The sequence below is a fragment of the Ruegeria sp. CDSC025 genome, from assembly GCF_059610805.1.
Map to the genome: position 1 here is coordinate 1 of NZ_JBXWOJ010000016.1, position 15,364 is coordinate 15,364.

The 15,364-nt window shown below is 53.9% G+C and carries 15 protein-coding genes; 2 read left to right on the forward strand and 13 right to left on the reverse strand.

Features of this window, described 5'->3' with window-relative positions; translation table 11 throughout:
* The coding region (locus AC2FH8_RS17875) for a transposase (RefSeq protein ID WP_496690395.1) at nt 1-293 on the forward strand (293 nt) is incomplete at its 5' end.
* Between the two features lie 23 nt (nt 294-316).
* Here the strand turns inward: AC2FH8_RS17875 and AC2FH8_RS17880 are convergent.
* From AC2FH8_RS17880 to AC2FH8_RS17920, 9 genes are all read right to left on the reverse strand, one after another.
* Complete coding sequence (locus AC2FH8_RS17880; RefSeq protein ID WP_496690396.1) at nt 317-1,375, reverse strand: 2Fe-2S iron-sulfur cluster-binding protein; 1,059 nt, start codon at nt 1,373-1,375, stop codon at nt 317-319.
* A gap of 7 nt (nt 1,376-1,382) precedes the next feature.
* A complete protein-coding gene (locus AC2FH8_RS17885; RefSeq protein WP_496690397.1) occupies nt 1,383-1,868 on the reverse strand; it encodes a hypothetical protein in 486 nt (161 codons plus the stop codon).
* Between the two features lie 84 nt (nt 1,869-1,952).
* Nucleotides 1,953-3,116: an aromatic ring-hydroxylating oxygenase subunit alpha gene (locus AC2FH8_RS17890; RefSeq protein ID WP_496690398.1), complete on the reverse strand. Its 1,164-nt coding sequence runs from the start codon at nt 3,114-3,116 to the stop codon at nt 1,953-1,955.
* Between the two features lie 9 nt (nt 3,117-3,125).
* Nucleotides 3,126-3,389 carry a hypothetical protein gene (locus AC2FH8_RS17895; protein WP_496690399.1) on the reverse strand — a complete coding sequence of 88 codons (264 nt, stop codon included), beginning with the start codon at nt 3,387-3,389 and terminating at the stop codon, nt 3,126-3,128.
* The gene (locus tag AC2FH8_RS17900) at nt 3,386-3,976 is read right to left on the reverse strand and encodes a TetR/AcrR family transcriptional regulator (RefSeq protein ID WP_271952836.1); all 591 of its coding nucleotides are present in this window, start codon (nt 3,974-3,976) and stop codon (nt 3,386-3,388) included. The genes AC2FH8_RS17895 and AC2FH8_RS17900 overlap by 4 nt, the downstream gene beginning before the upstream one ends.
* A 115-nt stretch (nt 3,977-4,091) precedes the next feature.
* A complete protein-coding gene (locus tag AC2FH8_RS17905; RefSeq protein WP_496690400.1) occupies nt 4,092-5,198 on the reverse strand; it encodes a lyase family protein in 1,107 nt (368 codons plus the stop codon).
* The gene (locus AC2FH8_RS17910) at nt 5,191-6,705 is read right to left on the reverse strand and encodes a tripartite tricarboxylate transporter permease (RefSeq protein WP_496690401.1); all 1,515 of its coding nucleotides are present in this window, start codon (nt 6,703-6,705) and stop codon (nt 5,191-5,193) included. Before AC2FH8_RS17910 ends, AC2FH8_RS17905 begins: the two co-directional genes overlap by 8 nt.
* Before the next feature lie 6 nt (nt 6,706-6,711).
* Nucleotides 6,712-7,179, reverse strand: coding sequence for a tripartite tricarboxylate transporter TctB family protein (locus AC2FH8_RS17915; RefSeq protein ID WP_496690402.1), 468 nt, complete (start codon nt 7,177-7,179; stop codon nt 6,712-6,714).
* A 70-nt stretch (nt 7,180-7,249) separates the two neighbouring features.
* Nucleotides 7,250-8,209: a tripartite tricarboxylate transporter substrate binding protein gene (locus AC2FH8_RS17920; RefSeq protein WP_496690403.1), complete on the reverse strand. Its 960-nt coding sequence runs from the start codon at nt 8,207-8,209 to the stop codon at nt 7,250-7,252.
* Nucleotides 8,210-8,309: 100 nt separating this feature from the next.
* Between AC2FH8_RS17920 and AC2FH8_RS17925 the strand changes: the two genes are divergently transcribed.
* Nucleotides 8,310-9,230 (forward strand): LysR family transcriptional regulator, encoded by a 921-nt coding sequence (locus tag AC2FH8_RS17925; RefSeq protein ID WP_496690404.1) that lies wholly within the window; start codon nt 8,310-8,312, stop codon nt 9,228-9,230.
* A 597-nt stretch (nt 9,231-9,827) separates the two neighbouring features.
* Here the strand turns inward: AC2FH8_RS17925 and AC2FH8_RS17930 are convergent.
* The 4 genes from AC2FH8_RS17930 to AC2FH8_RS17945 form a co-directional block, all read right to left on the reverse strand.
* Nucleotides 9,828-10,580, reverse strand: a complete 753-nt coding sequence (locus tag AC2FH8_RS17930) for an outer membrane protein (protein WP_496690405.1) — start codon at nt 10,578-10,580, stop codon at nt 9,828-9,830.
* 70 nt (nt 10,581-10,650) lie between these two features.
* Nucleotides 10,651-11,895: a DUF3179 domain-containing (seleno)protein gene (locus AC2FH8_RS17935; protein WP_142639689.1), complete on the reverse strand. Its 1,245-nt coding sequence runs from the start codon at nt 11,893-11,895 to the stop codon at nt 10,651-10,653.
* A gap of 60 nt (nt 11,896-11,955) precedes the next feature.
* Entirely contained in the window at nt 11,956-13,623 is a 1,668-nt protein-coding gene (locus tag AC2FH8_RS17940; protein ID WP_142639690.1) for a sulfatase-like hydrolase/transferase, read from the reverse strand.
* A 102-nt stretch (nt 13,624-13,725) separates the two neighbouring features.
* On the reverse strand, nt 13,726-15,363 hold the full coding sequence (locus tag AC2FH8_RS17945; RefSeq protein WP_496690406.1) for a sulfatase-like hydrolase/transferase: 1,638 nt from the start codon (nt 15,361-15,363) through the stop codon (nt 13,726-13,728).
* Between the last annotated feature and the right edge of the window lies 1 nt (nt 15,364).

Below are 15,364 nucleotides of genomic sequence, written 5' to 3' on the forward strand. Positions count from 1 at the left end.
CTCTGTTCAGCGGCATACCGAATGTCGATTGGCTACTCGGAGATCGCGGGTACGATGCCGATTGGTTCCGAGAAGCGCTGCAAGACAAAGGGATACGCGCTTGTATCCCCGGTCGGAAGCAGCGCAAGACAACGGTGAAGTACGACAAGCGCCGATACAAACGCCGCAACCGGATCGAGATCATGTTTGGCAGGCTCAAGGATTGGCGCCGTGTGGCAACCCGTTACGACAGGTGCCCGAAGGTCTTCCTCTCAGCAATCGCCATCGCAGCTCTCGTCATCTATTGGCTATGAGTCCTGACCCTAGAACCGCGCCTCTAATTGTCGAAGCTAATGCTCAGTTTATCTGAGGTAGCGATACTCTGGCAGGTTAATATATCTCCTCGGGTGACATCGCTGTCTTCAAGGGCCATTCGAGCATGCATATGGACCTGACCTTTTGTTAGACGCGCTTTGCAGGCGCCGCATACTCCGGACTGGCAACTGAAAGGTGGTGTTAAGCCCGCCGACAATATTGCATTCAGTAGCGTTTGATCTGCGGCCACAGGAACCTCGTGTGTCGCCCCGCCCAGTTCAACTTGTGCATTGGCGGCGATACCCGTCACACTGGAGGCTGTGACTGTAGCCCCGCCGAAGCTTTCCATATGAATTCGGCTCGCAGGTACGTCCAGTGCCATCAGCGCGTTGCTTACGTCCGTATTCATAGCTCCGGGTCCGCAAATCCAGTATTGGACATCTTGCGCCACAGGCGGGGTTTCCGTCATGGCGACCTCAATGGCATCTGCATCCACGCGACCTTTTCGCCACGAGCTGGACCAACTCCACAGCGAGGGTGCAGACAGGACATGGCGCAATGTGAACCGGACGACATGATCAGTTTTCAATATGTCTAATTCTTCGCCAAAGATGATGCAATCGCCATCGGCGTTGCCATAAATCAGATGAGCCACTGAATGAGGTTCTTTTTCGAGGACAGAGTTGATCATTGCAAAAAGCGGCGTGATGCCACTGCCTGCGCCAAAGAAATAGTGGGTGCGACGCTTCAACGGGTCCGGCGTCAGGGAAAATTGACCGAATGGCGGCATGACATCGACCGTATCGCCGGGCTTTAGATGGTCTCCGATATGATTGGACACCAGCCCACCGGCCACCCGTTTTACCGTGATGCGCAAAAGGGCACCCGGCGGGTTGGAAATGGTGTAGCTGCGGCGTTGCTCTTTCTCGTTGAGGTGGAATCGAAGAGTGACATGCTGACCGGCTTGCCAGCAAAAGGTTTCTGCCAGACTGGTCGGTAGATCAAAGGTCACGCTTGTGGCTTTGCCGTTGATCTCAGGCCGGATTTCAGAAATTTTCAGGGAAAAGAAATCTGGGTTCATGGTTTCCTCAACGATAATCAAACGTGGTGTCGAGTGCTCGGATTGCCAGCCGACCAGCTTGGGAGACGATGAAAAACCTATCCGTCTGGTTCATCGTTCCAGTTGTGTCGTCCCAGATGTAATCAATACTGGTCTTGGCGATGACACGCGTGCCGCCCTCGGTGGATTCCGAGGAAAACGTGGGCGCACCGCGCCTTGTTTCCCTGTATCCCTGCATCGCGTCGGCCAATGTGGTATCCTGATGCCAATCAGGAAGTGTTTCCCAATCGGCCACCGGATAGGAAAACGTCTCATCTGGCTGTCCAAGCCCGAATTTGATTGTGACAGTATGTACTGCCTTCGGGTGCCAGTCTTTCCACGTTGCGGCGATCGCTGCCTCATCTGTAGCTTTGAGATAGCGCGCCGCCAGGTCCTTGGGTTCGTCTGACGGGTTGGCCAAGACCAGTCCGGTTGCCAGGATCGTACCGATCAAGGTTGCAAGAATGCGTTTCATTTACTTTCCAAATTTGGCGGAGTGGATGGAAGTGTACGACCGGGCAATTGAAGGAGTGATCCGATATTGACCCAAGGCATCTGGCTAAGTTTCGGCTTCTTGTGTCGCAAGGAAGTCCAGGATTGCTTGTTGGTGTCTGACAACCGGGCTTTCTCCGTTGGCGGCAGGACCGACTTCAAAAAACGGGCTGGTCAAAGACTTTTGCTGTTGCTCACAGGCGTAAATATCTTCGGCTGTGAAATCACCTGACGCCATAGGATCATCTTCGCCGATTGCGTCGCTGTCAGGATATTTTGGGCCGCCGAAATCCTTCCAGAAACTCCAACTGCTCCATTCCTGTTTCTGAAATTCCCACCCTGAGGCATTCGCCAGTTTGGTGCGGTTTTCCACGCGCGTCAGATCAGGACCCAAGGGCGTGATAATGAAAATGTTCCAGCTATCCTCGCCCGCGCCAAGCCCGATACCGGGAAACAGCATTGGCACCCAGGCCCCAATATGGGGTTCTGGTATTGCCCGTGGTGTAGGCAGGTTTTTCTCCAAATCCTTGGCATAATCTGGCGCTGGCGGTTCCCAGAAGTGATAGTGCGGACCTTTCCAGCCGTATTCCGCCCGCGCATGATCATACATGTGCAGCGTATTCGAATGAAGATGGCTCAGGTGATAGACGTCGATATAGTTTTCAACCACGATCTTCCAGTTGGCCTTGATCTCATAGCTTTGCCGCGCATCGGAATATTCCATCAGGTCTTCCGGCGTGTGTGGCCCCAACAGCGGATCAACCGCACCAAACCATTCAGCAAGGCTTGGCGGATTCGGATCAGGATGCACAAAGAGCATACCGCGCCAGATATCCACACTGGCGGGTTTGAGGCTGAGGCAGGATTTGTCGACACCATTGGGGTATTCCTTTGCCTCATCCGGAACAGAAATCAAGTTGCCCTCCAGGTCGTATGTCCAGTCATGATAGGGGCACGTCAGCGCCTTTTGTGTTTTCCCAACGGCCCGGATCAATTGCGTGCCACGGTGACGGCAGATGTTATGAAACGCCCGCAAACGGTGATCGCGCCCCATCACGATAAAGATGTTGTTAAGCCCCGCCTGAACCGACACAAAATGACCGGGCCCTGGCACGTCTTCGGCCAACCCGGCATAGCGCCAAGTGCGCGAGAAGATCTGCCTTTGCTCGCGGTCGAACCAGTCTTGCGACGTATAGGCGTCAACTGGAAGGCGGTGGTACATTTGGGTCATGGCAACCTCTTAAACAAGCCAGATGGCGTAGGTCGGAAATAGGCTGGCCGCGATCATCATCAGGCCGAACACAGCCCAAAAGATAGCTACCGCCCAGAAAAGGATCGGATCGTGTTCGCGCGATATATCAAATACAAGTGCGGTCTGGCCGGTCATAACTGATGGCACCATCCACCACAGAAACAGCAGGCCCCAAACCCAGTAGAGCCCCAGCACAGCCGCAACCAAAAGAACTGGTAATGCCATATGATTGACAAGGCGTCGGGTGCTCATACGTTCGGCTCCAAACTGGCGGCAAGGATCGTTGCAGCCTGTTTCAGCTCTTCGCGCCAGACCTCGGGCGGATTTAGCGGGGTCAGCGAATCCAGGTTCACATATGTTGCGGAAATCCCCTGCGAAACGGCACGGATCTGGGCAGGAGGGGCGTTCGGAAAGGCGCGTTTCAACACGACTTCAATCACCTCAAAGAACTGCTCCAAGCTGTCGACAAGGGGTTGTCGCATTGACGGATGATTGGCGACGGATGTGACAAGCGACTGGTAGGCCAGCATTACGCGCGGATCATTAGGGACAGATTTATCAAACAGCAGATCGATCAGATCAGCTGTTGTGCCCGTTGGTTCCAACGCGTCCCGAAGGGCGGTTGTCGCCTGCGCAAACCTGTCTACGACATGGCTTATAAGGGCCCCGGTCATCTCGTCCTTGTTGCCCAAATAATGACGCAGGATGGGTCGTTTGACACCTGCCTCAGTCGCGACGCGCTCTTGGGTAGCCCCCTCCAATCCGAAACGGGACACACATGTGAGATATGCATCAAGAATCTGTTCTGATCGCTGGTCTTTAAGACTGGGACGGGGCATCGCTTCTCTCGTTTATTGTCACATCTGACAAATAACTATTCAAAGTATATTGTCAATAATGACAATTAATAAATCTCTGCAAGAGCCGGTGCGCCCACAACCCCGAGAGGTTACTTCAATGCACTAAGGTTTCAGTGTTTGTTGTCGCTTCCGGTAGCTTTCGCCGCATTGAATCGGTGTCGACTTCAAGTTTGCCAAATAGTTTTTCGGCCCAATGGACGGCCCCGGATGTCAAAAGAAAAACCTCTGGCACCACAATCCACTCACCAATCCACACACCGCCGGAACGCTCATGCTGGTGCAAAGTCAATTCACCAATCTGCTCGGCGCGTTGACGTCCCAGTCTTCCGACAGCCTCGCCAAATTCTGACGCCCGTTGGTTCTGCTTATGCGCCATTGCAGATGAGGCACCCCGACCCGTTTCATGAGTTTCCGCGATTTCGGCAATGTCGGTTGAGGACAACAAATTCACGTTATGTGAGATTTTGCAAATGGTTGCACACAGTGCACCAAGCGCTGTCACGATGTCCGCTATTCCATCCCTCGCATTTTGCCAGTGCGGGTCGATGACGCCCAGTCCCAACGCATGTGCAACAGCACGTTTGATCTGTGACCCATCATCATTATCATAGGCTCTCAGATCCCCAACTGGTCCTCCGATTTGAACATTCACCCCTCGCAACGCAGCGTCATCGATTGCGTTCTGTCGACGCACCAGCTCAGATTTCCAGACCTGCAGTTTGGTGGCGAAGCACATCGGAACGGCGTGCTGGCCGTTGGTGCGCCCCATCATCATCGTGCCCCCATGATGAACGATCTGCTGATCCAGCAATGTAAGGAGCCGCTGCAAGTCCAGACCGACCTCTGTGAGTCCAGCCTTCATTTGCATTGCAAGAGCTGTGTCCATGATGTCTTGCGTCGTTGCACGGAAATGAAAGTACTTCGCATGATCGCCAAGCGCTTCGCGCATCTGCTGAATAAGCCCAACAATAGGTCGACCCACAATCAACAAGTCCGCCTGCATTTGGTCCTTGTCGAGCATCTGAGGCGACAAAGCCTCAATCGCACGGGCTGCATCATTAGGAATAAGCCCCGCCTCGGCCTGACATCGAGCCAGGGTTTGCTCAACCTTCAACCAGGCTGAGATCGTGCTGTGTTCTGACCAAATGACGCGCATGTCGAGGGTCGAGAAACAGTCGCGGTAAAGGCCAAAATCAAGCATCACCCAGCCCTCCCTGCGTCAGCTTTCGGTCTTTCAGGATACCCCGGATGCGGAATGCTATCGCGCCTGCACCGATGATTATGAAAGCCAGCGCGATTGGGCGCTCGACAAAAATCAGTGCGCCCCCATCCGACATCAAAAGCGATTGGCGAAAGGTCTCTTCGGCGCCTTTTGCCAGTACAAATGAGATGACAAAGGCGGCGATGTTAAAGTCGTGCTTTCGCATCAGCCAACCAACAAACCCTGCCACGGTCATCACGGTCACGTCGAACATCGACCCGCGTGCCGAATAGGCGGCGACAAAGGCGGTCATGAAGATCATCGGATAGAGGACGTTGGTCGGGATCTTCTGGATCAACCGGGCCACTTGCGTCGCCCCGAAATAGCCGATCACGCCATACGCAATGATCCCCAGCATACCGCACGCGAACAGCTTATAGACCAATTCCTTGTCGGTCAGGAAAAGTGTTGGTCCAACCTGAATGCCATGGATCAGGAAGACACCCAGAAGAATGGCGCCAATGGTCGACCCCGGTATTCCCAACGTCAACAGGGGAGCCATAGATGGGCCGGAAACCGCATTGTTTGCTGCTTCGGGTGCTGCGACACCTTCCAATGCGCCCTTGCCCCATTGCTCGGGGTTCTTCGCCCGGCGCTTCCCTTCACCGTAGGATATGAAAGCGGCAATCGCTGAGCCCAGCCCCGGCAGGACGCCGATACCTGCCCCGATAAAGCCACCACGCAAGGCGTGCGGCAGGCAGGGTTTGTATTCCTCCCAGGTCAGATCATTGCCGTCTTGCGTGCTGTCGTTCTCTTTAGTCTCACCATGGGTTTTCCGACGTTCTTCCAATTGGGCAAATACTTCGCCTAGAACAAAGACACCGATCATCAGGGGAACCAGTCCAATGCCATTGGACAAGTCGAAGGAGCCAAAGGTGTAGCGTTCCTCGCTCGAAATCGGATCAAGCCCAACCATGGCGACCAGAATTCCCATAAGGGCCGACGCCAGTCCTTTGACTACGGATTTGCCGATTACCGATCCAATCACAACAAAAGCGGCAAAATAGATTGCAAAGGTTTCCGGCGGTCCCAGTTTCAATGCGATGGACGCGATGAACCCTACACCGATGACCAACATGATATCCCCCATCAGATCGCCAATGACTGAAGAGATGGTGGCGACCTTCATCGCCTTTCCTGCCTTTCCCGCGCGCGCCAGCGGATAGCCGTCGATCTGGGTGGCAGCACTGGCAGCTGTGCCCGGCGTATTGAACAGAATGGCCGCGATTGATCCACCATAGCGTCCGGATTTGCCAATCACGTAAAGAAACGCCAAGGCGAAAAGGGGCGACATATAGAAAGTGATCGGCAACAGCATTGCGATGGCGGCTGATGCGGTCAGTCCGGGGGTCGCACCCACGATCATGCCAACAAACGCCGCCAATACGATGGCGAAAAGCAGCATCGGATCTGTAATCACCGAAAGAAGAGCGGGAAAGATTTCCATATTTTGTTACCCCTGAATCCAGTTCAGCAGATCAAAGACCTCGCCATAGGGTGGGAATACGCCGAGCAGCACAAAGAAAATGATGTGAAAGACCAGCGGGCACAGAATGACTGATAGCGCCAATCCGGTCCGACTACGGACGTCAAAAATGTAGAGAACCAGCGGAGCAACAATCGCAGTCGGAACAAGGTATCCGAACCATCGGAAAGATTGCTGATAGATCAGCGCAATGATGAAAAGGCCGATGATCTCAAGCGTGGCCCCATTGTCGGGTTCGCCTTGTGCTTCACCTGCGTTCTGACGTGTGGCCCCGATGATCAGGAATCCGGACAGAGCAAGCAGCGCAACAGCTGCAGCAATAGGCACAATGCCAGCCCATGTATCACCGGGCGAGGCCGCTGGCACTTGCCAGGCACTCCAGATGGCAACACATGAAATGGCTGCCAGAACAAGCCCTTCGGCATAAGCACGCATAATTCCCTCCGTCACACATTGGTCGTTGAGAGAGATCGGGTGGCGATATCGCCACCTGATCCTGTCAGTCTCAGTTCGTCAGGCTATCCACCAAAGGCGCGGCGTCTTCTTTCATCGCCGAAAGTGTTGCCTTGGCATCTGCGCCGTTTTGATAGACCGGGCCGGTTCCGCGTGAGGCCAGAAGTTCGGCAAACTCAGGTTTCGCTGCGATCTGTTCCAGTGCGTCTTCCATGGCCGCAACCACCTCGGGCGGCGTGTCTTTTGGTGCGAATACAATCACCGGGGACGATACGGCAGCGAAGGGTATCCCTAGTTCACCAAATGATGGCACGTCCGACATAATCCCGTCGCGGTCCTGACTGTTGACCGCCAGCGCGCGCAGTTGATCCTCAAAACCAGCCAATTGCTGCACGCCAAGGAAACCGAAATCAGCTTGTTCGCCAATTAGTGCTGCACGGGTCGGACCACCACCTTTGAATGGTACATCCTGTGCCTCGATGCCGTTGTTGGCCAGAAAGCCCAGGCCGCCAACATGGTGAAACCCGCCGCGTCCCGAATGCGCCCAACGAAGCGATCCTGGATCAGCCTTTGCCGCGTCGATCACGTCTTGCACGCTTTGGAATGGGCTGTCCTTTGGCACCATCAGCGATGTCTGCAACTTACCGACCTGAGCGACAAAATTGAAACTTTCCAATGCGTCAATGTCGGTGTCCCGCGTCATGGTCGACAAAAGGAACGACCCACCCGACGTCATCATCATCGTGTATCCATCCGGACGCGCACCGACGACCGAGTTGGCGCCGTTCAGACCGCCCGAACCGGGCTTGTTCACGACTACAACTGGTACGTCCAATATGCCCTCGGCTGCCGCCGAGATGGCACGTGCATAAGCATCTGTACCACCACCGGCCTTGTACGGCACGATGAGGTTGATGGGGCGCTTGGGCCAGTCGGCAGCAAAGCTGGCTGCGGCTGTTGTCGCTACGGCAACGGCGGCAATGGCCGCGTTAAGTAGTGTTCTGCGTTTCATCGGGTCCTCCCATAAGCTCGACCCTAAACTATCTAAGTTTGGGTGTTGATAAAAATGCAAAGATAACATCTACTCTTGCAAAAAACGAAAGACTTGGTGAATGAACATCAAAGCTTTGCGCGCATTCAGTATCACGTTGTCCGAAGGCTCTCTGATTGCCGCCTCGGAAATATTGCACCTGAGCCAACCCGCTGTCAGCCGATTGATATCGGGATTGGAAGCAGAACTAAGGCTTACATTATTTGATCGAAGCGGCCGCAACCTTACCCCTACGCCAGAAGGGTTCGCATTCTACCGCGAGGCAGGTCGAATTCTGGAAAATCTGGATGAAGTGCCCAGGATCGCGGCGGAAATTCGTGCTGGGCGAACGGAATCACTGCGCATCGTCACGATGCCCAGAATAGCGCAAACCTTATCGGCCCGCTCAGTAGCGAGGTTTTTCAAAGAACATCCTGACATCAACATCAGCCTGGATGTCCGGGCACGGCGCGAAGCCGGAAAGTGGTTAGCAGGGCGCGAATACGACATCGGTATTGGAGCATTGCCCGTTGAACATCCGGGAATTCGCACACAACCGTTATTGAGAGTTCGGGCACAGGCGATCCTGCCTGCAGATCACAAACTTGCCAAACGACAGGAACTCTCAGCGACTGAGCTTGTGAATGAACCTATCATCCGTTTGATGCAGGGGTTGTTACTGCGAGATCAACTGGATGACATCTTTCATTCTGCTGGCGTTTCTCCTGGCCAGTCTTGCGAAGTTGCGTCTTCCCAACTGGCGTGTTCACTTGTTGCAGAAGGGGCAGGTATAACTATCGCAGATGAATTGGTCTCAGCTCAGTTTGGTCTCGAAAACTTGATCCTGGTGCCGGTTGTTCCCGAAAAATGGATGACATTCGGGTTGTTATACCCCGTCTCGCAGGACAGAACTGAAGCTCTTTGCCGCTTTGAAACAGTTTTGCGCGATGTGGTTAGGGAACTGGCGGGTCAAAGCCCAACGTTGGAAGTGGCCATGGATTAGGACCATTCGATGATCAGATGCTCGGGGTTCAATCGCCGTTGAATGCGTCAGGCTCTACGCTGACGCAGTTGCAGAAATGATCCACATCGCAGTGTCGAGAAGGGCGACCAAGGTTTGTTCGTTTGATTGACAATGGGAGCTTAGTGAACTTATCCCCCATTTGTGGCGTGCGCAGCATTGGTAGGTGTGGGCTCTTTCAAGACCTTGGGTGCAGCGCAGCATTTCGGTTCAAGAACCACTCGCCATCAATTTGAACGGCCCATAGCCGACATCCATCAGCCCTTTGAAATACTGCGTTAGCAGCCCGCATTTCAGACATTCGCTGCGATTGCGAAAGCTAGTCTAGGTGAATTCTCACTCCGCGGTCGACAGTGGAATCGCTACCTCACACTTGTCTCATTCATTGCTAGATTTCTATGGCTACAACAAACTCCAGCCAGCTATCGATGCCGGGGGTCAAGATCTGGGGCCAGGCACGAAAACAAATCTGAGGGCACATGCGAATTTGATTCTCTAAACCTTTTTACAATTGAATCGCGCCAATCAAACGACGTTCGTAACATCACAACCTTGTCTCGGGTTCGCCAACAAAGAATTTTAGAACCGATAAGTCGCGCCTAGCACAGGCCCCGACTGATCAAATGTAAAATCGTTGCCGTTGATTTCATGATCGAATGAGATATAGCGATAGCCACCGCGGATCAGCCACCTGTCGTTGATTGCGTAATCTGCCGTCAGCAGAATCTGCCAGGTTTCACTGTCGCTGCGGAAGCCTCCGTAGTCGACAAAACCGGAGCCCGACCACTTATCCGAGAACTGTACCCGTGCTCTGGCGCCGATGACAGGGTCGGTCCAGCTATCATCTGCCGTTGTTGTGCGCCCCGGTGCCGCGCCGGGTAGAAGGGTAAATTCCGTTTCAGTGCTGAACCACCGGAAACCCCCGGCGACGTCAACGGTGATAGTTGGCGCTTCATACACTCTGTAGCCAACATAGCCACTTAGGTATTGTGTGGTAAATGATGTCTCCAGACCCGAGCCGACAGGTCCAGGAGCGCTGTTACTGAAAGATAAGTCTGTGTAGTTGTAATCTGCAAGTATCAGCCAACGTCCGTTGGTGGCCGAGAACGCACTCATAAAGGCAAAATCGAGGTTTTCCAACGCATCCGAAAAGCTGAGCGTACCGTCCAGAGTGCCCAAAGGTGTGTCCAATGTAGTCTCTGTTTCCGGCATGAACAGGTAGATTGTGGCCTCATATGACCAATCGGATTGTTGAGCCGAAGCCACTGTGGCCAAAGATGCAAAAAAAGCTACTCCGCAAGCGCAGCTTTTCACCCAAATTGACGAAGTCATTCTGTCCCTCCCGTCAAACAATCAAGTTTGAATAAATGGTCTTTGGTTTGTGGTTGTTTAGCCATGGGCCTCATTCTACAGCTCCTTCGGTTGCCATGGAACCGCTGCCGACACGATTAATATCAGTGTTCGGGAAGAACTCGGACCAGACATGCCAGAATGCGCCTGCGCGCAGGGTTTCGACACGTTTTAGCTGACCCTGATCTGAATGGCCCCAAAAATCGCAATGGCTCACAGGTTGACCAAAGTCGTTGTACCAAACGCCTAGGCTTTCATACTTTGGATCCAAGCTGACCACGACATCTCGTCCGCCGACATTGGAATTCACGATCCACTCGTTCTCGACGATGAAATCATCAGTCCAGCAAACCGCATCCTTACCGATCGTAATTCCCCAAACGTAGGTTTTATTTGGTAACCGATCGTCCGAACGATCCATGTTGTCCATCACGGGCGCGTCTTCCTGATGCTGGCGTCCGATGCCCCAGCCAAACGTGATCTCGGTCATCATATCCAGCAGGCGCAAAAATGGGTTCGGGGATGGCTTGTTCAGAAATACCTCACCGTCAGGATAGGCCTTCTGAAACCCGCGGAACGTCATTCGAAAGGTTGGCCAGGGCTCCATTTGCGCTTCGGGTCGAAGGGGGCAGGCAGGACCGTCGGAGTTAGGGTCGCGGTCCGCCTCGCGGAAACCATAGATGTGCTGGATCGGCTCGCCCGTGTCGTTATCGCGCAGGATTAGGTTATTGCCATGCTGGGCCAAAACCTCGAGATTCAACCGTCGTCCTTCTATTCGCGGAATGTAACCCTGACCCAGATTGGCCATAGCGCAGTAGGTCATGACCACGTCTTCGCCACCCAAGCCATCTACATTCCCGGCCAGATGAGGGCGCATAATCTGCGCATCCGGGTGCGCGCGCGCTTGGCCGTTGTTTTCGATGACTATGACAGGCGCAGTTGGTCCGACATATTTGCGGGCTTCTTCAATTGGAAAGTACTGTGCGTCATTGAGCTGGTTCCTTAGACCCAAATGCACCCAAACGTAGGGAAACCCATAAAGAAGAAGAGTAAGCACAGCCGCTATGAGCCAAAGCCAGAAAGGGCCACCGCCCAAAAGGAAATGCGCAAGTGTTGCCGCTGCAAACCCGCCAAGTCCGATACCGATCAGGCGATATTCATTGCGGATAAAGCGCACCATATTCTCGCGCTTTACCTTCAGCAGCATTTGAGAGACGTCGCCCAGATCGCGAAAATAGACAAACCCGATGCCGAGAGACACAATCAATCCCAGTGCGAATATTATGCTACCAAACATGCTGTGACCCTCGACCTTGATTAACACAGTCCTTCACAGGTTTATTGCGAAGGATTAGGCTTACTTCTGTGGTGACGCGCGCTTGATCATGAAAGCCTCAACTGCCTGTTGGGTTTCGGGGCGGATGTTCTCGATCCCTTCATAGGGCACGCCATAGGCGGGCGCGGTATCGGGGAATTTTTCTTTGCGGGCCATGTGGCGGCCCAAAATCCGTGCGAACTCCTGCCCTCCCCAGGCGCCAACCTCGGTCGAGACCGAGTATTCTTCGCGCGTGTCCCGATAGAGATCAAAGAACTTTGCAAGAATGGCGCTTTCGCCTGGTCCCGGCAGTTTCAGCTTTAGCTGGTCTTTCACGACCGCCTCGGGCTTGTTCACCGAATAGACGATGACGTGATCGCGGCGAGATTTGGATTCATCGGTGAACAACAAGGCGGCCGACTGGTCCACCCCATCCACAAGGCGATCCCGCGGAATATACTGATCTGCTCCGGCAAAGCGCGACAAAGTGGTATAGAGGTCCGAGACATGGATGATGCTGTTAAGCAACCCGTCAGCCTCGATCATACCGGGCCAGCGGATGAAGGCGTCAACTCGGATACCGCCTTCGGTCGTGTCACCTTTGCCGCCAGCATAGATCAGCGGGGTGAACCCGGATTGCGGCGCGTATTTGGTGAAATGGCCATTGTCACCCATGACCACAACCACAGTGTTTTCCGTCAAGCCCAACTCTTCCAGCCGCGCGAACAAGTCGCCCAACCACTGATCGAGCAACTGCATTTTGTCCACATACAGGCCACCATTAACGCTCTCTGGCCCCGACCGCCCGGCACGGGTGTTGTCCAGCGGGATCATCGGCCAGTATTGTAAGAAAAACGGGTCTTCACCACTTGCTAGGCGATCCAATTCTTCCATCGTCTTGTCCTGAAACCCCTGGTTCATCTCATCGTACTTCGCAGCGTTCCAGCGTTCGCCGGTTTCCATGCGAATTTCGCGGATGGGCCCGCCGGTTTCCCCTTCGATGACTGTCATCATCGCGGCAGAGTCCGGCCGGAACCAGCCGTCCAGCGTATATTTGTCGTCATAGTCACGGATCGCGACCGAGACCTGTTCTTTGATCGCATCATCATTGAAGATCGTCAGCTGGCCCTGTTGGTGGATGGCGTGCTGGGCATAGTCAAAACCCTGATTCATCGCCCAGCTTTCGGCGATATCGCCCATGTGCCATTTGCCGACATGGCTGGTCGCATAACCCGCCTGTTTCAGAATTTCGGCCAAGGTGACCTCGTTTTCCGGTAAGCCAAACCCGGCAATGTCCACCGTTGTGTCGCCCATACCCATGCGTACGGGCAACCGCCCGGTCATTTGTGCCACGCGGGTCGGCGTGCACGAAGGTTCAGTATACATGCGCACCATTCGCATCGCCTGATCGGAAAAGTCGTTGATATTCGGCGTTTCATAACCTCGCACAGCGTTTAGCTCGGGGATGCCCATGTCGCCGAAGCCCATATCGTCGATCAGAACGCTGACTATGTTTGGGGGCTGCCCATTGTTACCGTCACGAAAAGCGGCCAGAGCATCATCAACAGCGGTATCATCCTGTGCCCATTGTTCTGCATGTTGTGCCTGCAGAATATAGAATTCGGCATCGTGTTGAATTGGGTCTTCCTGCGCTTGCAAAGGTGGTGCCGTAACGCCTGCACAAAAAACCAGAAGCCATTGTAGTTTCATTCCGTCTCCCCCAGGTTTGAAGCCGAGCTTCGGTGTTTGATCTTTGATGCGTTAACCAATTGTAACATCGTTATATTCAGATATTTACTTAAATTTGCGACGTCACTGCCAACTCATGAATACATCACGGGTCAGTTCAGTTTCCGGACGCAGGTTTTCGATGCCCTCATAGGGGGTACCTTTGCCGATCTCTGAATGTGGATATTTGGCGATCATCTTCTGGTGGCGCTTTATCATATCCTGAAAAGATGCACCGGCCCAAAGCGAGTAGCCAACCAACGGGTGTTCCTCACGAGGGTCCCGATAGATGTTATAGGTTGGAGCAGCCGCGCCGGGTTGACCAGGGGCAGGAAGGTGCATCTTGAATTCTTGTTTAACGACCGAGCGCAAGACAGGACCTTCGTAGACATAGACATAGTCGCGCCGACCGTTCCCCTCGCCGTTCAACAGTAACGCCGTCTGGTCAATGCCGTCTATCACACGGTCCCTTGGGATAAAGGCGGTGGCTCCGGCAATTCGCGCCATTGTGGTGAAGATATCTGAAACATGAACGATGTCGCCAGCTGCACTGTTGGGTTCGATCACACCGGGCCAACGAATGAACGCGTCGGTTCTTACTCCGCCTTCAAGATGCTGAGTTTTGCCTCCGCGATAGATTAGTTGGTTCAGGCCGGATGAGCCTTCATAATGATACATCAGACCATTATCTGCCATCAGAACAACAATTGTGTTGTCCGCCGTGCCGGTTTCTTCAAGCTTGGCCAAGAGATCTCCAATCCATCCATCAAGCAGTTGCAGCTTGTCAGCATGAAACCCGCCATTTCGTGAAATTGCCTGATCCGGGTAGACGAAGTTCAACGGGTACAGCGGCCAGTATTGCAAGAAGAACGGCGCATCCTCGGAGGCTACACGTTCGAGTTGCTCCAGCGCCTGCCGTTGATATCGTTCGTTCATCTCTTCATATTTGGCCTGCGTCCAAACCTCACCGGCTGACATGTCTACTTCCAGGGCGGGCCCACCGGCTTCGGCCTCGACACCGGTGACAAGACCATATGGCTTGAAGCGCTCATCCAGCAGGAACTGATTGTTCTGCCCCTCGGGCACGTAACCGAGCATGGCGTTGGACCTCATTGCCTCGGGGATCATGAGGCTCAGCTGCACTTGCTGGTGTAGTGGAAATGCGGCCCAATCGAATCCTTGATTGTGTGGGTACGATTGCTCAATGTCACCTTGGTGCCATTTGCCGATATGCGCCGTATTGTAGCCGACTTGTTTCAGTATCTCCGGCAGTGTCACTTCGCTGGTCGGAAGACCTTCTCCGACCAAAGCCACTTTGACCTCTTCGACACCGGCGCGTATCGGGTGGCGCCCTGTCAGCATGGCGGTACGTGTGGGAGTACAAGAGGGTTCGGTATACATGCGCATCAGCGACATGCCTTCGGTAGCCAACCGATTGATGCTGGGTGTCTCGATCCCCATGACGTAATTCATCTTGCGGTCACCCATCTGACCAAAGCTTACATCATCGATCAAGATGTAGAGGAAATTAGGAGGCTTGCCGCCATTGGCCGCACGAATTTCGGTCAGCTTTGCGTCGACTTCAACGTCTTGCGCATCCCATGCCTCACCAAACTGCGCGCGAAGGAATTCGAACTCGCCGTCATGAACAATCGGGGTTTCCTGAGCAAGCGCGGAGCCGGCACCAATCAACAACGCAGGCAAAATGTATCTAAGTCTCATG